This window comes from Vulcanisaeta sp. JCM 14467, from assembly GCF_001316245.1.
GTDB lineage: Archaea > Thermoproteota > Thermoprotei > Thermoproteales > Thermocladiaceae > Vulcanisaeta.
On record NZ_BBDM01000001.1, the window covers coordinates 179,592 to 200,512 of the forward strand.

Here is a 20,921-nt window from a genome sequence, read left to right on the forward strand (position 1 = left end):
ATCGCCATTAATCAATGTGGACCCCAGGCTTAGGAGATAATTTTTTTTAACTGGGCTTTTCTCCGAGTACGTGAATGGCGAAGATAAAGCCGCCAAAGGAACGAAGGTTTGGGAGGGCTGTAATTAGGTGTCAAAGGTGTGGTACTCATGAGGCTGTCATTAGGAAGTATGGGCTCTACCTGTGCAGGAGGTGTTTCAGGGAGGTTGCACCGCAATTGGGGTTTAAGAAGTATTATTAGGGCTTATCGTGTTTCGCAATAATTACGTAGGGATTATAAGTACAAACGCGCTTAACTACTTATGGCTAGGATACCCGCAACACTGAGCCTGGATAAAATCATTGAGGTAGCCAGGGCCTTGGCTTCATTGGACTTACGTAGGTCAGACGCCTTCGATACCAGGTTTTACCCTCCCAAGGATGCAGATGTTGAGGATACGTACAACTACTTCCTAGCCATGGTAGCCATAGACCATAGGACTAACATTGGGGATAGGCAGTTCACCAGGCGTGTAGGTGGTGAGGTTTTCACGGGCTCAGACCTACTCTGGAGGTTGGGTATGGAGATGTTTAATAGGGATAGTTCCTTCTTTAGCCCCATAAATTTAATGAGGCTTGACCCAGCCGTGGTTAGGGATTGGCTTGTTGGTGATTATGGCCCCGTCTGGATTATGGTGTTAGGGCCTACCTGCTTAGGGATGCTGGGGCATACGTGTTTAGGAACTATGGAACAACCATTAGGTTATTCCATGTTTCGAGTATTGAGGAGTTGATTGATAGGTTGTCCAGCATGGCGGCTTACGAGGACCCAGTCAGGAAGAAGGCATACCTACTGATTAAGTTCCTGGCGCTGCGTGGATTATTGAAGGTTAAGCCACAGGAGATGAAGTTGCCGATTGATAACCACCTGACTAGGATTGCCTATAGGCTGGGCATTGTTAGGCTTGAGGACTGGGTCCTCGAGTTGATGAGACGTAATATTCACTTTAGCAGGGAGCTCGATGTAGAGCTTAGGCTTATAGTTCGCGATGCCTGGGATGCCGTTGTCAGGATTGGTAAGTTAGACCCAATAGCCCTTGATGACTTCCTCTGGAGGCTTGGCAGGACTGTCTGCGTTAGGGATAAGCCGCAATGTGATAGGTGCCCATTGAGGGATGTCTGTAATGCCCATGCCAGGGGGTCCTTCATTAACGAACACAACCACTACCTAACGTATTACTACTGATTAATGAAATGCTTAAATGAGTGCATGGCATTACTGGGTTAATGATTATTCGAGCAGTCACCCTGTTCTATCCCGTGGAGGGTGATAAGATTAACGCGAATGACCTTAGGCAGGAATTAACCAAATTACACGGCGTAATAGAGAATGTCGGTAGGGAGAGGGGGATTGAAATTAGGACCTGGAGGGTAACGCTACCCTTCACGAATCCTTCCTGGAACTTCGAGGAATTATCAACGACAGTGGGCAGGTTAAGCGGTGACCTTGGTTACATACATGCCTCGCTCAATATACCCATGGACTCGAGGTTCGAGTTGGATAGGGTGGTTAATTCCTTCATTAAGTCGGATAGCTACCTAAGTATTTGGGTTGGTGATTTCAGGGAGTTGGATGATTATAACGTGGAACTCTTCGTAGATGTGCTCAGGAGGCTTGTGGAGCTCGATCAATGGGTCCTTTCAAGGAGGATTGCCGCCCTAATAGGCGATGCGATACTCACGCCATACTACCCAGACTCAATAAACCTAGGCAATAGGCACGGCATAGCCTATCAATACTATACCCAGGTGAATTAAGCAATGAGCAAAGCCTACGCAACGACCTGGCCAGGGTATTCAAGGCTGCTGAGGACGTTGGTAAGGAGATAGCCAGTGAGTTGGGCATTGATTACCTGGGTATTGACACATCACTATCACCCTGGGGTGAGGAGTCAGTCGTCAGCGCCATTGAGAGGATTTACGGAATCAAGTTCGGCGGACCTGGAACACTGAACGCTATTTACAAGTTGAATAGGACCATTTGGGACGTGTCCAGCCAGTTCAGGGTGACGGGCTTCAACGAGGTCATGCTGCCGCTTGCTGAGGATGAGATGTTAAAGGCTAGGGCTAGGGAGGGTTTAATCACGTTCTCGAAACTCGTAAAGTACGTAATTACCTGCGTAGCCGGCGTGGACATGGTACCAATACCAAGCGGCCAGGTCGCATTCGTAAAGGAACTCATCAATGACCTACACGCCATAGTCAGTATTAAACGCAGGTCAGTGGGCCTTAGGTTAATACCGTACCCAGGCAATGAGCCTGAGGTTGATCTTGGGGACTTCGGCAAAACGCCAGTACTGGATATGCTGAGGTGATTCGAGGTGCCAATACACATCAGGGCTAACCCAGGGGATATTGCGGAGAGGGTCGTGATAGTTGGCGACCCAGAGAGGGCTAGGCAACTAAGCGAGTTACTCAGTAATGCGAGGCTCGTTAATGAGAACAGGGGCTTAATAACGTACACGGGCAAGTACAATGGTGTTGACGTCACAATAGCCACGCACGGCATTGGGGCTCCATCGGCGGCCATAGTTATTGAGGAGTTAATAAGCATGGGCGCCAGAGCAATAATCAGGCTCGGGACGACAGGGGCCCTGAGGAGAGAGATAAATATCGGCGATGTGGTAATACCCACGGGCTCCGCATACAACTACGGAGGCATATACGCGCAATACCTGGGCAGCTTCATAGTATACCCTGCAGTACCGAACTATCAACTGCTCAATGAGTTGGTTAAGGGCATTGAGTCAATGGGCCTCAAGCCCTGGGTAGGCCCTGTATACAGTAGTGATGCCTTCTACGCAGAGGAGGACCTGGTAAGCCTGCTCGGCTCTAGGGGCTTCCTGGGCGTGGAGATGGAGACGGCAATACTATTCCTACTGGGCCTAATCAGGAACGTAAAGACAGCGGCGGTGCTAATAGTCAGTAATAACCTGACCGAGGGCAGGTCGGGCAGGTTCTTAACGGCTAGTGGGCTTAGGGATGTCGTTATGAGGGTCGGCAGGGCAGTACTGGATGTGCTGACTAAGGTCAGTGTTTGAGCACGGCATTGTAATACTCAAGGAGCCTTGGTTTGAAGTCCAGGAACTCCTTAATAGTCCTAACCTCAAACTCGACCCGCCTATCAACGTCCCTATCCAGGACAGGCACGCCTTTACTCACCACCTCATACGCAAGCAATAACGACGCCCTATTAAGGTGCACCAAATCAACCCCAAGCCCTAGTGAGTCCTCCAGGGCATGCATTAAACCCACAAACTCCTTCCAACTCAAGTCCCTGCTCGTGAACACGGCAACATCGACATCACTCCCTGGGGACGCCCTACCAGTAACCCTTGAGCCAAACACATAAGCAAACAATACATAATCGAACCCCTCAAGCACCTGCCTAACCGCATTGACCAGGTTAACCAGCTCCTTATTATTCAAAGCAACAGACTGATTACCGCCAGGATCTATCGACCTGCCCCTAACGAAGTCACTTATCTTATCAATCACTTTGTCCAACTCATCAACCTCATTCAGCGCCTCAAACAACCTCTCGGGATCAATCACAGCGTAGCCATGAACAAGAACATTCATAAACCCAATCCACATCTCAAAAAGCCTACCAATCTCACTATCGAAGATGCCGGCGTTAACCATTATCCTAGCAACATCCCTATACCTCTCAGGCTTACCAAGGTTAAGGATTGAGCAAAGCCTCATGCCAACATCAATCAGCGATTCAACGGCAAGGTGCAGGTAACGCTCAACGGCACCCCTGATTATCAAGTCCCTACTCAAATCATCAACGTTCCTCACAGAACTCCTGATGGACCTTAGAACGTTAACGTAATTCCTCGCCATGGCTAGTCTATCGCTTATTATCACGTTAGTGCGCCAGTCAATTACCTTATCTGGAATAATAAAAACCTTGCATGTGATTGGTGATGGATAAGCCATGGATGGTGCCCCGGCCGGGACTTGAACCCGGGACCTACCGGTCTTCAGCCGGTCGCTCTCCCAGGCTGAGCTACCGGGGCTTCACAATTTCTCTGTTCCCGCCAGTTTTAAGCTTTTGCCCGCCACCTTGTCCTAAGCAGTCTCATCACTCAATGAATCACCTCACTGCTGTATAGTGGGTTACAAAACTGATGAGTATGATCATGAAAATTGCTTAGGTGTTATAAATCGTTGCCGTATTAGCGAGATCCTTCAGGACAAGGTTTTTAAACGGGTAGGTGCATTATGAGTATTAATTATGAGGTTACTCTTTCCAGTGATGGTGCTAGTTGTTACCGCAGTAATTATTGCAGCAATTATTGTATTAATGAAACCGTCAATGCACAACGCATCATTGACTTACGTAGATAACCTCAGGCACCTATTAATTAATGGCACATTCACGGCAATATACAGTAACAATTACGTGAGCTTCTCGACAGGAGGTGCCTCAAGCCAGGTATCACAGTGTAATGAAACAACATTATACAGTATCGGGTCGATCAACGGTACCAGGGCTATCCTCCTGATCATTAAAAATTCATGCTTACCACCCAATACAATTCCCATATCCACGCAGGAAATCGCCTACTGGGTAAATGGGACGAGCATGTGTAACGTAGCTCGTTTGGTACTCGATAACCACAGCATTAAAGGTGAGACCCAGTGTCTACCGCATGCGTCTAATGAATTGATTAAGTCAGTCACGCCATTCAGGGAGTTCCTGGGCAATGTCACGATAACCTTAACCACCGAGGGCTGCAACATTAACTACACAATGATCACCCATATACACTACGTAAATGCCACTGAGTGGCATGGACAGAAGGTTTACTGCTTCCAGGTAATTAGCGAGTCAATTTACAGTAACCTTTGCAACACGACTGAAACTACCTTTTCACCTATGGTGATCCAGAAATACCACACAGAGAAGTATACGTGCCTATTACCCAACGGACTACCCGCCATCACGATATTTAATAATACCATAATCATGGAATTCCCACAAACAAGCACCACCACACACATTGACGCCCACGGCACATCAGAACTAATAAGTTACGAACCAAACTATTTCAACGCAACAGCATTCAACGAATTACTTAAGTGAACTGTTAACTCTACTTCCAATCTTATCTTATGATAACTAATAATTTTAACTTTGTATTAAGTCTCCATACTTGGCACGCATCACCCATTGTTTGTTAATGGTGCTCCCATTGTGAATGATGGTGCGTATCCTGTGGCTATGGGCCTCGCTTCAGCGAGTGGTCCTGGTGTTAACTCCTGCGGTAATTGGTTCATTGGACTTGTGGTGTTGATTATGTATATCACGGGCTCCTCGGTTATGTACCTGCCCTCCTCGTAGAGTTGCTCAGCCGTTGGTGTGCCGTTAACAATGCCCATCACCCCAATCCAATTATTCCTAACCATTAATCCAGTCTCCTCACTTTCATTGGCCACGGCACATGAGGGCAATGCATATGGTACTGCGGAGTAAATAACAACGGTTATCACATCACCGCTCGTCAAGTTAATTGTTGGGAAGAAGACACCATCACTGGTGTAACCCACGGATATTGGGCCATTGGAGTGGCTAACGGCGAACTCCAGGCCTTGGATTGGCCCCGGATTGTTTGTGCTCGCGATCAGTTTTCCATTGATGTATACACCCATGATTAAGGCATCATTGAGGTTTGGTAGCTTCGATAATGCTGCCAAGGACTCATTGATTATGCCGCCGGGAACGCCATGTAAATAACCACGCCATTAATCGCAACATTACCATGAACGTGATAACGAAGAACAACCATAGAATTGCCAGGAATAATAATGAAGTGGTTATTACAGGAGAGGGAGCCGTAACTGATACCAGGGAGTGCCGTGTACGATGGAGGAGGATGCCTAGGCATGAAGAAGTACTTAGTGTGCGTAGCAATGAGTAGTATTGATATGCCTATTATCGCCAGGGTTATCACCGCCACCAGCGTGAGTAGCCTACGCCTGCCCATCGGTTTGCCTTTGCGTGAGGAGGTACTTAACTCTAGGCGCTGGTAAGTAGCGTTCTAGGGATTAGAACGTGCCATTTCACTTAGACCTAACGTGTACGGTGCATGGATTATGGGTTTACGGAGAATGGTATTACGTAAGGGGTTGGGATTGATTTTTAAGTGACTTCTAAACCATGCAGTGACTCATCAGCCATGGTTTTCGTATTTAACGCACTTAGGTCCGTGTCCACGTAATTGCAGGCTATACCCACGGTATTTGTGTAACCGTGAACCCTCAATTGGCCTATTGAACCAACGGCGGCATCGTAGGAAATTAAGCGTTCGTAAGTAATCTCAGTCGTGCTACCACTTGCACCCCAAACAGTGTTGCTCGGAGACCATGTAGTGCCTACACCGCTAGAACCCCATATGCCCTGGCATACCCACGTGTCATTACTAATTGAGTAATAGAGCGGCCACTCACCAACGCTTGACGGGCTATTACCCACTTGGAGTTCGAGGGCGAAGTTCGTGTTGCCACCAAAGAATGAGGTGGAGGTGTCATTGGTCTCAAAGGCAATTGATGGGTAAAAGGTCAGCGTCACATTGTATGGGTAGGTCAAAATGTATGGGTAAGACACGGAATCAAGCACTGGATCAGCGAGCTGCTGAGTGCTGTTGTAGGCCTTGCCATTGATGTTAACGGTGATTTCGTAATCGTAATTACTAATTCTGTCCTCATTTATCGTGGCAATCGTGTAGTTCTGCCCATTAACCACCGCCGTTAATGTTAATTCGTAATTACCGTTGCCGAGGCTTAACTGCGAAATGCAGAGGGTAACCCCAGTGGCAAGCCAATCAACGGGACTCGTGAGACTATAATTGTATACGCTAATGAGGTGTTGATAGGGCGGAGTATCATTGAAGACCCATGTATTCTCCATAAGTGTTGGCGGCCATAATTGGGCGATTGACTGAGCCATTAAGAAGCCGATATAATGAATCGTAGACCCATTAACCGTGTAGTAGAAGTTGAGTTCTTGGAATATTGTTAATGGCACACCGGCATAATCGCTTACGGGCATCACCAAATCACTACCATTAAGCGGGTACACATAGCCACAGACCTCACTACTCGAATTAACATTGACAAAGCCCGACAGGGCCCACGTCAACGCCGTTGGGTCACTACTATTTAGATTAACGTAGTTCCTGGTTTGCGGTAGTTGATGAGGTGATGAGGCGTGCGTGTAATTTTGCCATAAGTAACTTGGTGGGACGTAGCCAGGAACGAGAATGAGTGGCGGTATTATCGTAACCTCCATTATAATTGATGGTGGTCGCGGTGGGCTCCTCAGTATATCCCTTAGTAATTGTCTCGCCACCACCATGATTGCGCTTAACGTCTCGTTACCCTTAATGATCGTTACATCATAGCTGGGCCTTATGAAGGCTGGCGGTACCGTAACCCACGTGCCGTTAACTAAAAACTGAATTACCTGCGTCTTAACCTCAATGACAACCTCAGTCCCGTTGGGCATTACCAGGTTAGGTAATCAATGTGCCAGGCAAGCCTAACCCACCCATTAACTGGCACAGAGACCTCCACAGCGGAGTTCCTGGGGATACCCAGGACACTGCGGAGTAGGTCTGCGTATACGCCAGTGATTGTGAATTGCCTTGGCAATGTGGCTATTGCCAACACGTCAACGGTATTGTTGGCAATCAACCTGCCCAACCCCGTGCCCGGGGTGGTATTGCCGATGACAACGCCTATGGAGCCATTACCAAACTGCACAAGCACCACACTAGGCACATGCCGCGCATTACTTGCGCCACCCGCCGAGCTCAGTAGCAGGGCTATCAGTATTGATGCCGCTATCACGAACACGACCATTGATAGTATGGTAAACAACCTATACCCACCCATCAACGACCAAAGCACACAGGCCCAAGTTATTTCTACCCACTGGAAAACCACGTACTAACCACTAGGCGCATCACCACTAATACGTAAACCCACACACCAACCGGCAAATAGGGCAGACAGCCAGGACAGTAAGCCCACTTGACCAAACGTCCCACCATGAGCCTGCCATCATTAAAGAGCAAGGACTTTTACGCCACCGGCAATGAGCAACATGAAGTAAGGAAGTGAGGAGAGGAAAGAAGAAATGAAAGAGAAATAAGGAGGTTTTGATTTTGAGCCATGAGCCTACTACCGCATTATGTTTGGAAGTCTTGGTACATGCCGCATGTTGTTCCCTGGTCATACATCTGGGTATACACCACGTTGGAGCCTTCAACCGTGTTATTGGCCAACGGGCCCTGGTATAGGTCCACGTTGGAGCAGAATTGGAAGTAACCAGAACCACCTGGGTTGAAGTTCACAAGCCTCGTACGAAAGTCCCATTCGAGTATAAAAGACTCATTCCCGCCCAGACCACGTTGGACCTATACCAATGATTAGTGTATTGAGACGGAATGCTTATACACCTGTAAAATATATCGTAGGTTTCGTAGGCAATCGGTATCTTCACCTCCTCACAAACCTCACTAATCAACCCATTACTACCAATGTCATACTCAATGTACCACTGGGCATTAATATTCCACTGAGGAGCAGAAACAAGAGGCCCGGAACATCAGCGTATACAATCCGAGGATTTTGCCATAGAAGTTCAGGAGGACTTATGCACGGGTACCAAACCTGCACAAGGAAGGTTAAGTTTCCAGTACTACCTGGTCCTCCTGGGTAACCACTCGTCACATTGTAATAAATAATTCCCTGAACAGCATTTCCAGTGCTTCCTAAAGTACTGCACACCATATCCACGTCTGGGGTATATTGTAGTGATACCATTGGTTGATTACCTGCGCCGTAGGATTGTACGGTCATTGTATTCGTTATGACGGCAAGGACGCTGACAAAGCTTGGCGTCACGCCATTCGTCGTGAACTCGTAATTACAACCGCTAATTGCCTCGGTGCATGAATTACTCTGCGCAGTGACATGTCTCGGCAATATCGTTAACGCGGTTAGTACTGTGAGGAGTGATAACACAATTATCAATGTAATCCTGAGACTGCCCGCCATACCCATCACCCATTGCTTGTGGTTCTTACGTACTGCGGTAATTGTTCGTATCCCATTACATATGACGGTGCGTAGTTAGTGGTGAATGGTTTCGCGTTCGTGATTAGTCCTGCCGTTAATACCTGCGGTAATTGGCTCATTGATCTTGTCACATTTGTTATGTAGATCACGGGCTCCTCAATTATTGCCGCCCCTCCCCCACCCCCATTGGATACTGGCATGTGGGTAGGGCGTAGGGTACTGCTGAGTAAATGAGTACGGTTATTACATCACCATTGGTTAAGTTAATTGGTGGGAAGGAGACATCATCGTCGGTATAAGCCACGGCTATGTAGCCGTTGGAGTTATTGACTGCGAATTCCAGGCCCTGGATCGGCCCTGGATCATTAGTACTCGCTATCAACTTACCATTCACATAAACACTCATTATCAACGCATCACTTGGATTCGACAACCTCGAGAATACAGTCAAGGCCTCATTAATAATGCTTGCTGGAAAAGCCATGTAAATGCCGACGAAGTCTATGGTAGCGTTGCTACGTACGCGGTAATTAAGCATAATAATGGAGTTACTGGGAATGACTATGAGGTGGCCATAACATTGCAAAAAGCCATAATACGTAACCCTAGGCGCAATAGTTGGAATAGGAACTGGTTTACCTAAGGGGTGGTGGTTAAGTATGTGACTGATAATGAGTAGTATTGATACACCCACCGCTGCTAGGATTATTATTGCCATTAGCGCGGATGGTTTACGCCCGGTCATCAACCACCTTCACGTGAGGAGGTACTTATTTCTAGGCATTAGTAGGTGAACGTTCTAAGGACTAGAACGTAAGGCTAAATTAAGATATGCCAGGCTTAGTACGTGAATAGTAGGCGGGCTTTAATCGCTTAAGCCGCAAATATCACGGCCTAGGGCGTTCCTGAACAACGCGTTGGGCTCATCATTGACTCTTCACTCTATCAACTCTAATTAACTAATATGGTGGATTAACTGCTGGGCTCCTCATCACCACTAATCCTGAGTAGTCTCCTCAACCTCACGTACTGGCTCCTAAACTCAATGGTGGAGAAAACCATTAGTGAGGTTAAAGCACAATGGCCATGGGGTCGAGCCTCACTAGGCCTAGGATGACGGTGATTGCATAGGCGATTGTGAGCGTTGCCGAGAAGCCTAGGTAGAAGGCTGACCTAGGGAGTACGCTGGACCAGAGGATTATCGCACCCTCGACAATCCCATTCCTCTTAACTGCCCTATAGCCACCTGAGTCCTTAATCACGAGACCCAGGTCCCTCAACCGCTCTAGGTGGTGGTAGACCTGCCCAGGGCTCGATAGGCCAAGGGTTCTCTGGATCTCCCTAATACTCATGGGCCTACCCTCCCTAACGAGCAGTAGGTAAATCCTGAGCGCCGTCTCACTCAAGTCAGCCCTATCACCACCGCGCATTCACGGTAATGCCATGCTCAAGTACTTAAAGTTCTAGGTCCTGAAACAAGGCGTTCTAGGGACTAGAAAAATATAGGTCCAACGCCTGATTAACCTGATGGACGAATCCAAGGCCTGGACTAGGACTTTGGTAATAACGTTAGTGGTGATGGCCTTAACGGCGGTAATTGCCCATGTAATCTACGCGGCTAATCCAATGAAGAGCAATCCATTAACCAGTCACTACTTCATTGATATCAACCCCAACACCATCTATACAGTGCCCGCGAATGGTACGCTAGAGGTACTTATAGAGGGTATTAATGGCACGGCCATTGTAAGCACCAACGAGATTATATACAACAGCTCGGGCCTACCAGTAACCGGTAAGGTACTACATGCAATCGAGTCCATTAATTACTACGTTATAGCCCTGTACTGGCTTCAGTCAGGTTATGAGGTGGTTAATGGGCATACCCAAGCAAGGTGGACGCCCGAGGTTGGTTATGCGGAGATTAGTGGTGAGGAGTTGTCGGTAATACTGAGTAGGGGCCCACAATACCTATACTCCTGGGTAAGGACTAATGTAAGGCTCAAACCCCTGGATGAGTACCCAGTATCGACTGTAAGGGTCATTATTAAGGCGCCAAACGGGGAGCTGGTCAGTGGTGGTTATATATGTGTCAATCCCATATTGCCGCTGCCAGCACTTATGTACGTCCACATGCTTAGGTGTGTCCCGGTCAGTGATGGTGTGGCTTACCTGAGACTGCCAACAATACCGTACATAATGATCTACACAAAATCCGTGTCCCTAAGTAATAGTACCGTAATTAGCGTGTTCAATAAAACAATTAATGAATATGGTTATTCATTGAATGTTACTGTGACTGAGGAGATTGTTTATGAGGTAAGTCCACCAATAATCATCGTGCATGGCAGCACCATCGCTGTGCCCAGTAATGGCACCATTGAGATCACGGTTAGCGTAACCCCAATCCCAATTCACCCATCAATTACGCCGATCTATTACATTAACGGTGCCATTACTAATACCAGTAACTACAACGGTTATTACTATTACCCCAATATTCCTATTGCGCCTCCAACCACCGTCATGGGGACAAACACCACACCAGTAAATGCACTTGCTGCCCCAGTACCTCCCAATTCAACTCGCAGTTTTACTAGTAATTACCTACTGCTGGCTGCCATGGTGGTTTTGGCGGTTATCGTGGGTATGATAATGAGCATTATCATAACGAAGATCATCTATAGGTCGAGCAACCAATTAATGGGAGACGGCAAAGAATGATTTTGATCAAGCCCTTAAATTCCTGAAGAGGAATACCCTTCGTAATCCGAATGATGATCACAATGCATCATGTTAAGTAATGACTATGGGTTGTCACGCACTAGCCCCATCCCTGACCGAAGTGATTATTGGTTGATCATCATTGCGAGCCCTCATCATTATTCATCAGCACTCGAGATCCAAATCACCGCATAGGGTGTTTTTGAGTAAATATTTAAGGCTTGGTGGGTGATAGGTCCTGTGGCTAAGCCTGGTTTGACCCTGGCAGGTATAGGGAGGTGAGGATTGAGGAGGCCATCATGGAGGCTGGGCTTGCCGAGAAGTTCCTCGAGATTGGGCTTGTCCGTAACGCCGCTGGTAAGGCTTTCCAGGCATGGAAGGCGCTGCTTGGTGCCTTGGCCGTTAATGCCAGGGATGAGCTCGCCAAATTGTTCAATAGGGATGTTGAGGTTGAGGGCGGCGTAATCAAGGAGGTTGATTACGTAATAGCACTCGTACCAACGACGAGGATGAGGGACATAGCCAGGGCCTTGGAGACTAGGTACCCAGATACTTACGCAAATACGTTGCTGGCCCTCGAGCTACATAGATATCAGTACAATGGAGCAGATCCGGAGGGTGCGCTGTCTGTGTATAGGAGTGATGAGGATGCATCAATCGATGTGAGGAGATTAGTCAAGGCTGTGAAGGCCATGGTGAATGAGTTGAGGAAACATGACGCATAGAATAGTAGCACAACGTAATAATACGATCAGTCCAGGGCAGCGGCCCTGCCTAGTTTCGGCTTGCAAGGCCCAGGTATTCATTTATCACCTTGTTCATGCTATCGATATCCCACGAATCAATGCCCATGGACCTCGATGGTACTGGTAATCCCAGGTAGTCCTCCTCGAGAAGCCTTGTCCAGCTCTCCGATATCTTCCTTCCAAATACTGCCAGGACCTCCCTGAATATTGCCGAGTTATACCAGGCAGCGATCATTGGGTTATTGGTCCTAATTATGTAGAAGTTCTTTGAGGCGCACAGTGCTTATCGCTATAGTTGGCGATGACCCTGTGCCTAGTGAGGTCCACCTTATCATGTATGAACACATGCCCAAAGGGCGCCTTAGACCTCAACTGAGCCCACACATGCCTATACCACTTACTGCCGAACCTCAGGGCCGGCACCCTCACCCCCTCACCCCACCTAACGTACCTAAGCACATCACCGCTCGGCTCGTCACCTATGGCGAGCACGTAAAACCCAGGGTTCCGAATTAGGACCTCACCCTCGTAATACTCGGGCCTCCTGAGACATGGAACCAGGTACCTCCTTGGCAATTCCAACTGCTCGTCATTGTTCGTGATAACCACGTAGTCCCGCTCCTCCTCGGCAATCCTCCAGTACTTATTCGGTATAAAGAAGAAGTCTGGGCCGTACATCTCAACACCCCTCACTACCTCATGCCTACTTAAGTAACGCATCAATCCCCTACTCATGGCATTCTCCATGACTAAGATGAGTCTCATAGCCCTATCATAATCAAATAGTGATAACCAATTCCGATCAGCAAAGGCTAGTAACCCTCTTAAATCCACAGCCCCAACTTTCCTCAGATTACCGTCATAGTGGTAAATCCACGATACCCTACTTAGATCATCAGTGGAGCTCGATAACTCACCTATCTTCCTGATGAAGATTATCAATTCCTTAAAACCACTACCATCACTGAACGATGGATTGACCCTATTCTCCACGAGACCAATAACCTCATACCTCAACTTCAGCAGTCTCTTAACACCCTCACCCTGCCTCGTGTAAAAGGTTGATGCAGGCATCACAAGTATTGCATACCCACCGTCATTGAGAATATGATCTATTAGGAAGAAGGATAGTACATGAAGGCCCGGGTCCCTCCTAATAATGAGGTCCCCATAACCCATTGAGTCCATGATCCTCAGCAACTCATCCCTATTACGCACAAGGTGCCACCTGACGAAGGGCGGGTTCGTAATAACAATGTCAGCCCTATACCTCCACGCAACCCTGAAGGCATCGCCACAGATGACCTCAGCATCACTATACAGTGAGGATAAAACCCTACGAGCCAACATGCAGGTCCCTCATTAATCTCTATCGCCACAACCCTCCTGGGCCTAACCAAGTCATTAATGGCCGAGAGCATAACGCCAGAGCCGGCGAATGGGTCCATAATGATGCCCCTCCGATGATCCTCATCAACATCTTGAAGGAAGTCCCTAATCACGCTAGGCCATCACGACTCGTGTAATACGAGGAAGTACCCTTCCTATCCACAGTCCTTTGAACTTCATACTGCTCATCAATTAGATACATCCAGCAACCTCACCCGATCTCTCTACTATTAGGAGGTCCCAAACTTTATAACTTCCATTGAAAAACAGCTATATTGATACCTCATCCCTCCTTCAAGGTCGGGGCAATTATTTAAATGAACGTACCCATTGATTCATTATGATAAAAACAAATTGAAAGACACAAAGCAAATTTTTTATTTATGTCATTACTTAACCTTCGTCACAGGCAACTTTCCACTCCTCAAATCATTTATCAACTGAACCACCTCACTTATCGCAGCCTCAAGAATAGCCCTACCCTTCTCCTGACTAGCCCTCGATGGGTAACCCTGCACTGCCTTCGTATACTCCATGGAGTAAACATCCTTACCATAAACCCTAAACCTAGCCTCAACCCACTCATCGGCCGAGCCGTCCCTAGGCACGTACTTAACAAGGTCAGGATAGGCAGCCCACACCTCACTCGTCTCATCCTCAGCCGCATGACCCTCAGGCGTTTCCAGGACCTTTTTCCTAGCCTCCTTTGCCAGGTCTATCCACCAGTTTATGATTATTATTGTTAGGTTTGTCTCCTTAGCCACGTCCTTCGCGGCCATGTTCAGTGCGTCGGCATTTCCTCCGTGGCCATTTATTACGACCAGGTACTTAACGCCATTCCTCGCCACCTCCCTGAATATGTCCCTGTAAAGCATGTAGAGGGTCTCGTTACTTATAGATATTGTCCCTGGAAACTTATCGAGTACGTAGGTATTCCCATACCAAACAGTTGGGAGTAGGAGCGCGTTTGTCCGCTTAGCAGCCTCCTCAGCTATGTACGTAGCCATCAACGCATCAGTGCCGAGTGGCAAGTGTGGCCCGTGAGCCTCAACAATGCCCGTTGGTAGTAGGGCTACTGTTTTATCGATCTTCTCGAACTCAGGCCAGGTAAGCTCCCACCAACGCATTAATTAAGGGTAAAGCCACGCCCTTTAATGCACTACCCAATTAATCACGGGTCCCAATACCGCCCAGCCCTGTCCCTAAGGGCGAGGGCTAGCTCGAGAACCCTCCTATACCTCCTCGACCTAAGCACTTCATCAACCACGTTAATATCAAGCACCGCATAGCCATGAACAACAATATTCCTAAAACCAATCAACGCCCTAACAAAGGACTCCTCATCCCCAGTGATCAACCCCGCCTCCCTCAACCTCCTGGCAATGCCGGAGTAGCCCTCAACCACAATGCCCATGTTCGATAGTAGGCGTTGGCATAGGTCGATGAAGGCCTGGGCCTGGACCTGGAGGGCGTGTATTGACGCCAGTTGGTCCCGCCAATTACTCAGGTCGTAACCGTGGTCCACGAGCTCGTCGAGCTTCCTGGTCATATCCTCAATAATGCCCAGTAATTTATCTAGGACTGCCATCGTTTCACCAGGGCCCTGCCCGCATTAAGCACCAGGTCCAATTTTTTTTAGCATCGATTAGGAAGTCCTCGCATATGGAGGCGATCCTATGCATCCTCCACCACGTATCATCACCCGCCATGTAGAGTAAAACGCCATCGCCAAACACCTCATGAACCAGATAACAATCAGTACCCTCACTAATAGGCACTAGGTCCACCCTATCCGTGCCCAGGTAATCCACTAGGTCGAAGAGGAGTTTCGAGTACCTGTCTAGGTCGAAGCCGTTTACAAACTCCACGGCTATATCGACATCCTCGCCAACGCCCCTCCTAGCTACGGAGCCGAAGAGCACCGCGTAGTAAATGCCGTAGTTACCCCATGGAAACCTCCTCAACCTGTCAATCACTGATTTATCAAGCATTAACCCCAATCTAAGGATTGCATGACTGATTAAATTAAAGTATTCGCATACATCTAACGCCTTAAGTACGTACTTGCAAAACTTAATTCCTAGTGCGTAATTACTTGTTTTAATCTATGAGGGGTCATATGACAACCACGGCTACGCATATGGCAGTACGTTCAATTCTACTGTTAATTACGGTACTAGCATTAATGATAGTCCCCAAGGCAGTAATCGCACTCGGCGGCTGCTACATATTCACTAATATTAATTTAACCTCAACAGGCTTCCCGTACAGTGTCGTGTTTTACACGAGGATTAGCCCAAGCCGTTTCGCGCGTTGGCCCCCGATTACCGCTGGCTTATTTAATAAGACCATACCAATAACACTCAGCGAAAGAGCGCCCCAGGTCAGCATATCATTCCTTAATGAAACTATTAATTACGTATCGCCAAATCCACCCTTCTTCTACACAGCCAAGTTAACAGCCACCTGGAGCTACGCGGTATACCCAATTAACATCACTAACTACATCGCCTACGCCCAGTTAGGTCCCTGGTTTAACATTACGATGATTAACAACAGCTGCAAATTCCTACGCACATACGTAGTTCTACGCCCAGTACCTACTATAATCAATGCAAGACCTGACTGGCTATATTTCAGCGCATTCATTGTAATACTAGTATTACTAATAGGGGCCCTGTCAACCATTATTTACCTACTCCTCATTAAACCCATGAGAAGGCCCACCAGCAACTCATCAGTGCCACTCGGCATTTATCGCTTCGGTCGTGGCATGTTAATATTCCTGGTTACGAGCATCATAAACATAATCATGACAATTACATTCCTAATGTCATCAATACTCACGGGAAGTTCATTGATGAACCCTAGTTTAAGGAACCCATCCTTGAGGAAGACCATGGCCACGATGAACAGCGCGTACACCGCATCAATGATTACCGACGCCATCGTCATGTACGTAGCAATACCCGCCAGGTTCCCCATGGTTAATCGGCCCTGGGGCGTGACGTATAGTAGGTTTGCCACGTGGCCGGGCACGGTGAGACCGCTTGACAATGCAAGCTGGTGGTGGTAATGTCCGAATTGGTTACTACGGTTCATTGGTGAACATATTCGGCATAATACTCCTAATGATCGCCTACCCAGCAATATTCATACTAGCCGAGCCATTCGCCGTGTATGCCATTGAGCACGTAACTCCATCAATAACGCCAGGCATAATCTCGGCAGCTGAGGGGTTATTGACGGCCGCGATCCTAGCACTAATAGGCATCATAATACTGTTTGTCGGCTTCATAATGACGATCATAGCCACGTACAGGCTACTAACCACGTACAGCCCAACAACCAAGTACCTAGCGCAGCAATAGCCCTGCTGATGGTGAGTATTATCCTAAACCTCGTGGGTATAACAGGCGTGAGCCTAGGCATAATCACATACGCACCAGCCATTGCCTACCTATACTACCTAACAACACTCGCGCTAGACAGGATCGCTAACTTCAACGATATAGATGCATTAATGCTTAGTGCAGAGCGTGAGCTGGACATGGCTAGGGTGAGTACCTACCAATCGATAACTTAAGGAGGGCATTCAACTACGCAGTAAAGGCATTGGCGATCAGGGAGGGGTTACCCGAGACTCAAGACGCTGCGAGGACTGGCTATTGGACTAATCAGCTGATTACGAGCGCGGTAATGCGCCTATCAGATAAACTACCTACTGTGAAGGAACTATGGCTAAGCCTAAGCCAGGGATCGGTAACAAACATTGATGAGACGATAAATAAGGTTAAGGAAATACTCAAGATTGTTTTAACCAAGCAATAAACCTAATCAACGACGCTCAGCTGACACACGGTGGAACCGGGCGATGGGTATAGGTAGGCAGGTAATCCAGGTAGTAACCGCTACCGTTAATCACAATGCCCGTAGGCCAATAATACTCATTACCACTAGACGCGGTAATAGCTGGCGAGCCCACGAATGTGGTGTAGAACTGCCACGACGTGTCAGGATTAGTGAAGATATTTACAACATAGTTTTGGTATATGGTGGCTGTGGATGACGTTAAATAATTAAGTATGTATGACACGGCAAAGCCGATGAGCGGCCCAACAACAGGCGGTAATTCATCAAAAATGTATTCAACAATGATCTCAGCAAGAACACCACCAATGCCAGCGCCCCAGGCAGGAATGCCAGGGTTATACGTCACCAACACCTTCTGTAGATTATACTCCACAACACTACTCGACATACTGCTAGGCGTAGGCGCATTGCTGCAGGCCTGGACGTACGTTGGTGAGGACTCAGCAGATGGATTATATGAAATGTACTGACCATCAAGTACCGAGAATGCCTCACCAGCTAATCCCTGGTTTATTAATACGCTAGGTTATTCGTCACGGAACCATTGCCAATATCAAGATACGGATAGACGTAAAGATTACCTGAGATAAGTGATGTAACGCCAAGAACCATCGTCCCGTTGGCTATATAAGTTGGTGTGCAAGTGTCACCTTGGAATGAACAATAATAATAAGTGACCGCAGCTACATAACCACTCGGTCCTATGTATATAGTCCCAGAACCGGGCACGTAATATTTTACACTAGTTGAACCACAGGATTCGCTCAAGGAATTACCGTAATGAATTGATACTCCACCTATGATATAGCCGCATGAAGTCGAATATAGATACATATTAGCTGATTGTGAGAAGGTAATTGTTGGCCCATTAGATGTGGTTGACATAATGTAGTAACCTGAGGTGTTGTAAATAGCGTATGAGGCGTAAAACCCACTACCTGCCTGAACTTGCCCGTTACTCATTATGACACCCATTTTTGTGACACCATTATCCCATATCCCTGAGCCCCAACTTACGAAGAATAGCGGTATCGGCCCTTCAAACTCATAGCAACTCTCCAACTGCCAACCAGTTGCACCTAGCCCTGGGAAGTATGGCAAGCTAAACGGCGACCACGGAGTACTATTCCCCATGCATGAACCTACGTAGGTGTATCCGTATGGGTCTGACGCGTTCGCCTTGGCATTAGTCGTTAGTGTGGTTGTTAGCTTCGTTAGGTTTCTCGGTATTGGTAGTGGCTTCGCATGGTTAGGTTCACCGACGCCATTATTGCAATGTGCTCCCTGCTGATGATCCAACTTGGATTGTAGGGTATTGCCAAGATCATGAACCTTATGGTGTGCGTCTCGTTGGATGTGTATGTTATGAATGCAAGCAGTGACGGCCACAGCCCAGCCACCTTCCACGCGCTGGCCACATTCGTCATTAGTGGGTTTGTTAGGTTTATGGTCACCGCGCCAACACCGTAGTAGTAGCCTATGGTGTATATCTTCGTTGGTGTGAATGCGAATAGGCTCACGGTGATTGGCGCAGGCGTGTTGTTTAGGTATGCGCGTATTACGAGGGTTGGCGCCGTGATACTACTCATGTTGTAATAATCTATGCGTGTTGTCTCGCCTTTGAGGGTCATGAAGGGCTTTGGCTGAACCTGGGCTTGGGCTAGGGTTATGAAGGCTATGGACAGCGCAGCTGCGGCGAGTATTGCAGGGTGATTATGCGTAGTACCTTCACTCGGTTGGGCATAACAACCACTCTAATTGCGAGATTTTTTTACTCCGGCTGTTCATAAAAGTTGTTCCCTGTCTCGCCCAGGCACGCTTCCATCGGTATTATCAGGTTATTCAGCTTCTCCTCACCAATTGTCGTCGGTGGCCCATGGCCTGGGTAAACAATGAAGTAATCGGGCAACTCCCTGTACAGCTTACATACGGAATCCCTAAGCCTATCCATGTTACCTCCTGGCAGGTCAGTCCTACCGACGCTACCCTCAAATAGTGTGTCCCCTGTGAGTATGAAATCATCGCCAACTATTGATATTGAGCCAGGGGTGTGCCCAGGCGTGTGGATGACCTTGAGACCGAGCGGTAGTTCAGAACCATCATCAATAAACGTGGGTTCCGGCAACTCGGGCTTTGGGAATCCCCACTCGGTGGCTAATTCGTTAAATATATCTCTCAATTCCCAATCAAGCCTATGAACCATGAATGGTGTGTTTAGGCGATTAACGAGTTCCCTAGCTGCCCCGACGTGGTCGAAGTGCAGATGCGTGGCTACGATGGCCAGGGCATTCCTATTGCCCAAGGCCTCAGGATTTTACCGGTCTCATCGCCTGGATCGATGATTATGCACGAAGCATCACTACAGACCAAGTAGCAGTTAGTTTCGAGTGGGCCCACGACTATTGACTCAACACTAACCATTACCATCACCTCGCTTGCCCCTGCCTACCCATTATTGACCACACCTCGATTGCGCAGGCCAGTATTGACAGTGACTGTATGGTGGCCCCAACGTAATTCACCAGGGGACTCCTAATTACTGCAAGTATTGCGGCCGCTATTATCAATAGCGTGCTCGTTAGCCACATGTACATCGAAGCCCTATGCGTGGCTATGCTCGTCAATACTGCGTAATTGCCGATCAATAGGGCCAGGGCGATTATTAGGACCACGATCGCCGCTATGAACTGTCTAATTAGCAATAGGCTAGGCCGACGACTACAGAGGCCGTGAAAAACACAGGCACGTAACCCCTACTAAAGCCCCCACGCACTAGCGTGACGCCCATGTATGTGTATAGGCCTAGGATTAGGGCCAGGGTGACTAGGGCGACTATGGCTATGTTGTTGGGTATGTAGAGCATGAAGTAGGGCAGTGGTAAGTCCGTGTATATGGTTAGGTAACTACTTATGAAGAGCCAAAGCAACGACGCGAAGTTAACCAGTACAAAGCCTACGTAAAACCAAGCAAGCCTATTAAGCAGGCGTGCACCCAAGCTCATTAACTTAGAATGAATGGTAAGTCCTTAAATGCCTTGCGGCTTGGGTGCCGAGTAATCC

The 20,921-nt window shown here is 47.8% G+C and carries 36 protein-coding genes and 1 tRNA gene; 14 read left to right on the forward strand and 23 right to left on the reverse strand.

Going from position 1 to position 20,921, the window contains the following annotated elements; translation table 11 throughout:
- Window positions 1-74 precede the first annotated feature (74 nt).
- The 6 genes from JCM14467_RS01055 to JCM14467_RS01070 all read left to right on the forward strand — a co-directional run bounded on the left by JCM14467_RS01055 (window position 75) and on the right by JCM14467_RS01070 (window position 3,078).
- The gene (locus JCM14467_RS01055) at window positions 75-239 is read left to right on the forward strand and encodes a 30S ribosomal protein S14 (protein ID WP_054848815.1); all 165 of its coding nucleotides are present in this window, start codon (window positions 75-77) and stop codon (window positions 237-239) included.
- Window positions 240-300: 61 nt separating this feature from the next.
- Window positions 301-771 carry a hypothetical protein gene (locus JCM14467_RS14690; RefSeq protein ID WP_252900310.1) on the forward strand — a complete coding sequence of 157 codons (471 nt, stop codon included), beginning with the start codon at window positions 301-303 and terminating at the stop codon, window positions 769-771.
- A complete protein-coding gene (locus JCM14467_RS14695; RefSeq protein WP_252900311.1) occupies window positions 711-1,223 on the forward strand; it encodes a hypothetical protein in 513 nt (170 codons plus the stop codon). Before JCM14467_RS14690 ends, JCM14467_RS14695 begins: the two co-directional genes overlap by 61 nt.
- Before the next feature lie 41 nt (window positions 1,224-1,264).
- A complete protein-coding gene (locus JCM14467_RS14700; protein WP_252900312.1) occupies window positions 1,265-1,795 on the forward strand; it encodes a hypothetical protein in 531 nt (176 codons plus the stop codon).
- Window positions 1,796-1,863: 68 nt separating this feature from the next.
- On the forward strand, window positions 1,864-2,352 hold the full coding sequence (locus JCM14467_RS14705; RefSeq protein ID WP_252900416.1) for a DUF711 family protein: 489 nt from the start codon (window positions 1,864-1,866) through the stop codon (window positions 2,350-2,352).
- 6 nt (window positions 2,353-2,358) lie between these two features.
- Window positions 2,359-3,078: a purine-nucleoside phosphorylase gene (locus JCM14467_RS01070; RefSeq protein ID WP_054848816.1), complete on the forward strand. Its 720-nt coding sequence runs from the start codon at window positions 2,359-2,361 to the stop codon at window positions 3,076-3,078.
- Here the strand turns inward: JCM14467_RS01070 and mntA are convergent.
- Window positions 3,068-3,910, reverse strand: a complete 843-nt coding sequence (gene mntA, locus JCM14467_RS01075; RefSeq protein ID WP_252900313.1) for a type VII toxin-antitoxin system MntA family adenylyltransferase antitoxin — start codon at window positions 3,908-3,910, stop codon at window positions 3,068-3,070. The genes JCM14467_RS01070 and mntA overlap by 11 nt on opposite strands.
- Before the next feature lie 75 nt (window positions 3,911-3,985).
- Window positions 3,986-4,062: transfer RNA gene (locus tag JCM14467_RS01080), tRNA-Phe, on the reverse strand.
- Between the two features lie 218 nt (window positions 4,063-4,280).
- Between JCM14467_RS01080 and JCM14467_RS01085 the strand changes: the two genes are divergently transcribed.
- Window positions 4,281-5,132 carry a hypothetical protein gene (locus JCM14467_RS01085; RefSeq protein WP_054848817.1) on the forward strand — a complete coding sequence of 284 codons (852 nt, stop codon included), beginning with the start codon at window positions 4,281-4,283 and terminating at the stop codon, window positions 5,130-5,132.
- A gap of 80 nt (window positions 5,133-5,212) precedes the next feature.
- Here the strand turns inward: JCM14467_RS01085 and JCM14467_RS01090 are convergent, their stop codons facing one another.
- The 8 genes from JCM14467_RS01090 to JCM14467_RS14720 form a co-directional block, all read right to left on the reverse strand.
- Complete coding sequence (locus tag JCM14467_RS01090; RefSeq protein WP_252900314.1) at window positions 5,213-5,698, reverse strand: hypothetical protein; 486 nt, start codon at window positions 5,696-5,698, stop codon at window positions 5,213-5,215.
- 56 nt (window positions 5,699-5,754) lie between these two features.
- Window positions 5,755-6,033 carry a hypothetical protein gene (locus JCM14467_RS01095; RefSeq protein WP_054848819.1) on the reverse strand — a complete coding sequence of 93 codons (279 nt, stop codon included), beginning with the start codon at window positions 6,031-6,033 and terminating at the stop codon, window positions 5,755-5,757.
- Between the two features lie 155 nt (window positions 6,034-6,188).
- Window positions 6,189-7,553 (reverse strand): hypothetical protein, encoded by a 1,365-nt coding sequence (locus JCM14467_RS01100; protein WP_054848820.1) that lies wholly within the window; start codon window positions 7,551-7,553, stop codon window positions 6,189-6,191.
- On the reverse strand, window positions 7,553-7,993 hold the full coding sequence (locus JCM14467_RS01105; RefSeq protein WP_252900315.1) for a hypothetical protein: 441 nt from the start codon (window positions 7,991-7,993) through the stop codon (window positions 7,553-7,555). The genes JCM14467_RS01100 and JCM14467_RS01105 overlap by 1 nt, the downstream gene beginning before the upstream one ends.
- Before the next feature lie 245 nt (window positions 7,994-8,238).
- Window positions 8,239-8,403: a hypothetical protein gene (locus JCM14467_RS14710; RefSeq protein ID WP_252900316.1), complete on the reverse strand. Its 165-nt coding sequence runs from the start codon at window positions 8,401-8,403 to the stop codon at window positions 8,239-8,241.
- A gap of 169 nt (window positions 8,404-8,572) precedes the next feature.
- Complete coding sequence (locus tag JCM14467_RS01110) at window positions 8,573-9,115, reverse strand: hypothetical protein (protein WP_252900317.1); 543 nt, start codon at window positions 9,113-9,115, stop codon at window positions 8,573-8,575.
- Window positions 9,115-9,279, reverse strand: coding sequence for a hypothetical protein (locus tag JCM14467_RS14715; RefSeq protein WP_252900318.1), 165 nt, complete (start codon window positions 9,277-9,279; stop codon window positions 9,115-9,117). Before JCM14467_RS14715 ends, JCM14467_RS01110 begins: the two co-directional genes overlap by 1 nt.
- Window positions 9,280-9,290: 11 nt before the next feature.
- Window positions 9,291-9,668 (reverse strand): hypothetical protein, encoded by a 378-nt coding sequence (locus tag JCM14467_RS14720; RefSeq protein ID WP_252900319.1) that lies wholly within the window; start codon window positions 9,666-9,668, stop codon window positions 9,291-9,293.
- A 133-nt stretch (window positions 9,669-9,801) separates the two neighbouring features.
- Between JCM14467_RS14720 and JCM14467_RS19275 the strand changes: the two genes are divergently transcribed.
- Window positions 9,802-9,924, forward strand: a complete 123-nt coding sequence (locus JCM14467_RS19275) for a hypothetical protein (RefSeq protein WP_256359185.1) — start codon at window positions 9,802-9,804, stop codon at window positions 9,922-9,924.
- Between the two features lie 276 nt (window positions 9,925-10,200).
- Here the strand turns inward: JCM14467_RS19275 and JCM14467_RS01120 are convergent, their stop codons facing one another.
- Window positions 10,201-10,560, reverse strand: a complete 360-nt coding sequence (locus JCM14467_RS01120) for a helix-turn-helix domain-containing protein (RefSeq protein ID WP_054848824.1) — start codon at window positions 10,558-10,560, stop codon at window positions 10,201-10,203.
- 97 nt (window positions 10,561-10,657) lie between these two features.
- On the opposite strand from JCM14467_RS01120, the gene JCM14467_RS01125 reads away from it, so the two are divergent.
- Window positions 10,658-11,854: a hypothetical protein gene (locus JCM14467_RS01125; protein WP_054848825.1), complete on the forward strand. Its 1,197-nt coding sequence runs from the start codon at window positions 10,658-10,660 to the stop codon at window positions 11,852-11,854.
- 278 nt (window positions 11,855-12,132) lie between these two features.
- The gene (locus JCM14467_RS01130) at window positions 12,133-12,579 is read left to right on the forward strand and encodes a PaREP1 family protein (protein WP_054848826.1); all 447 of its coding nucleotides are present in this window, start codon (window positions 12,133-12,135) and stop codon (window positions 12,577-12,579) included.
- Between the two features lie 49 nt (window positions 12,580-12,628).
- Here the strand turns inward: JCM14467_RS01130 and JCM14467_RS14725 are convergent, their stop codons facing one another.
- From JCM14467_RS14725 to JCM14467_RS01150, 5 genes are all read right to left on the reverse strand, one after another.
- The gene (locus JCM14467_RS14725) at window positions 12,629-12,835 is read right to left on the reverse strand and encodes a hypothetical protein (RefSeq protein ID WP_252900320.1); all 207 of its coding nucleotides are present in this window, start codon (window positions 12,833-12,835) and stop codon (window positions 12,629-12,631) included.
- 17 nt (window positions 12,836-12,852) lie between these two features.
- Entirely contained in the window at window positions 12,853-13,950 is a 1,098-nt protein-coding gene (locus tag JCM14467_RS01135) for a hypothetical protein (protein ID WP_252900321.1), read from the reverse strand.
- 428 nt (window positions 13,951-14,378) lie between these two features.
- Window positions 14,379-15,116, reverse strand: a complete 738-nt coding sequence (locus JCM14467_RS01140) for a creatininase family protein (protein ID WP_054848827.1) — start codon at window positions 15,114-15,116, stop codon at window positions 14,379-14,381.
- Window positions 15,117-15,160: 44 nt separating this feature from the next.
- Window positions 15,161-15,577: a DUF86 domain-containing protein gene (locus JCM14467_RS01145; protein ID WP_054848828.1), complete on the reverse strand. Its 417-nt coding sequence runs from the start codon at window positions 15,575-15,577 to the stop codon at window positions 15,161-15,163.
- 4 nt (window positions 15,578-15,581) lie between these two features.
- A complete protein-coding gene (locus tag JCM14467_RS01150) occupies window positions 15,582-15,980 on the reverse strand; it encodes a nucleotidyltransferase family protein (RefSeq protein WP_252900322.1) in 399 nt (132 codons plus the stop codon).
- A 116-nt stretch (window positions 15,981-16,096) separates the two neighbouring features.
- On the opposite strand from JCM14467_RS01150, the gene JCM14467_RS01155 reads away from it, so the two are divergent.
- From JCM14467_RS01155 to JCM14467_RS01170, 4 genes are read left to right on the forward strand one after another with little or no spacing between them, the layout of a single operon-like run.
- Complete coding sequence (locus JCM14467_RS01155) at window positions 16,097-17,065, forward strand: hypothetical protein (protein ID WP_054848829.1); 969 nt, start codon at window positions 16,097-16,099, stop codon at window positions 17,063-17,065.
- On the forward strand, window positions 17,046-17,360 hold the full coding sequence (locus tag JCM14467_RS01160) for a DUF973 family protein (RefSeq protein ID WP_054848830.1): 315 nt from the start codon (window positions 17,046-17,048) through the stop codon (window positions 17,358-17,360). Before JCM14467_RS01155 ends, JCM14467_RS01160 begins: the two co-directional genes overlap by 20 nt.
- Window positions 17,361-17,371: 11 nt before the next feature.
- Complete coding sequence (locus JCM14467_RS01165; protein ID WP_252900323.1) at window positions 17,372-17,575, forward strand: hypothetical protein; 204 nt, start codon at window positions 17,372-17,374, stop codon at window positions 17,573-17,575.
- 29 nt (window positions 17,576-17,604) lie between these two features.
- Window positions 17,605-17,820, forward strand: coding sequence for a hypothetical protein (locus tag JCM14467_RS01170; RefSeq protein WP_054848832.1), 216 nt, complete (start codon window positions 17,605-17,607; stop codon window positions 17,818-17,820).
- Window positions 17,821-17,836: 16 nt separating this feature from the next.
- Here the strand turns inward: JCM14467_RS01170 and JCM14467_RS01175 are convergent, their stop codons facing one another.
- From JCM14467_RS01175 to JCM14467_RS14740, 7 genes are all read right to left on the reverse strand, one after another.
- Window positions 17,837-18,250: a hypothetical protein gene (locus JCM14467_RS01175; RefSeq protein WP_252900324.1), complete on the reverse strand. Its 414-nt coding sequence runs from the start codon at window positions 18,248-18,250 to the stop codon at window positions 17,837-17,839.
- Between the two features lie 125 nt (window positions 18,251-18,375).
- On the reverse strand, window positions 18,376-19,161 hold the full coding sequence (locus JCM14467_RS01180) for a hypothetical protein (RefSeq protein ID WP_252900325.1): 786 nt from the start codon (window positions 19,159-19,161) through the stop codon (window positions 18,376-18,378).
- Window positions 19,077-19,451 (reverse strand): hypothetical protein, encoded by a 375-nt coding sequence (locus JCM14467_RS01185; RefSeq protein ID WP_054848835.1) that lies wholly within the window; start codon window positions 19,449-19,451, stop codon window positions 19,077-19,079. The genes JCM14467_RS01180 and JCM14467_RS01185 overlap by 85 nt, the downstream gene beginning before the upstream one ends.
- A gap of 182 nt (window positions 19,452-19,633) precedes the next feature.
- The gene (locus JCM14467_RS01190) at window positions 19,634-20,164 is read right to left on the reverse strand and encodes an MBL fold metallo-hydrolase (protein ID WP_252900326.1); all 531 of its coding nucleotides are present in this window, start codon (window positions 20,162-20,164) and stop codon (window positions 19,634-19,636) included.
- Window positions 20,134-20,283, reverse strand: coding sequence for an MBL fold metallo-hydrolase (locus JCM14467_RS14730; protein WP_252900327.1), 150 nt, complete (start codon window positions 20,281-20,283; stop codon window positions 20,134-20,136). Before JCM14467_RS14730 ends, JCM14467_RS01190 begins: the two co-directional genes overlap by 31 nt.
- Before the next feature lie 5 nt (window positions 20,284-20,288).
- Window positions 20,289-20,564, reverse strand: coding sequence for a hypothetical protein (locus JCM14467_RS14735; protein ID WP_252900328.1), 276 nt, complete (start codon window positions 20,562-20,564; stop codon window positions 20,289-20,291).
- Window positions 20,558-20,863 (reverse strand): hypothetical protein, encoded by a 306-nt coding sequence (locus tag JCM14467_RS14740; RefSeq protein ID WP_252900329.1) that lies wholly within the window; start codon window positions 20,861-20,863, stop codon window positions 20,558-20,560. Before JCM14467_RS14740 ends, JCM14467_RS14735 begins: the two co-directional genes overlap by 7 nt.
- Window positions 20,864-20,921 lie beyond the last annotated feature (58 nt).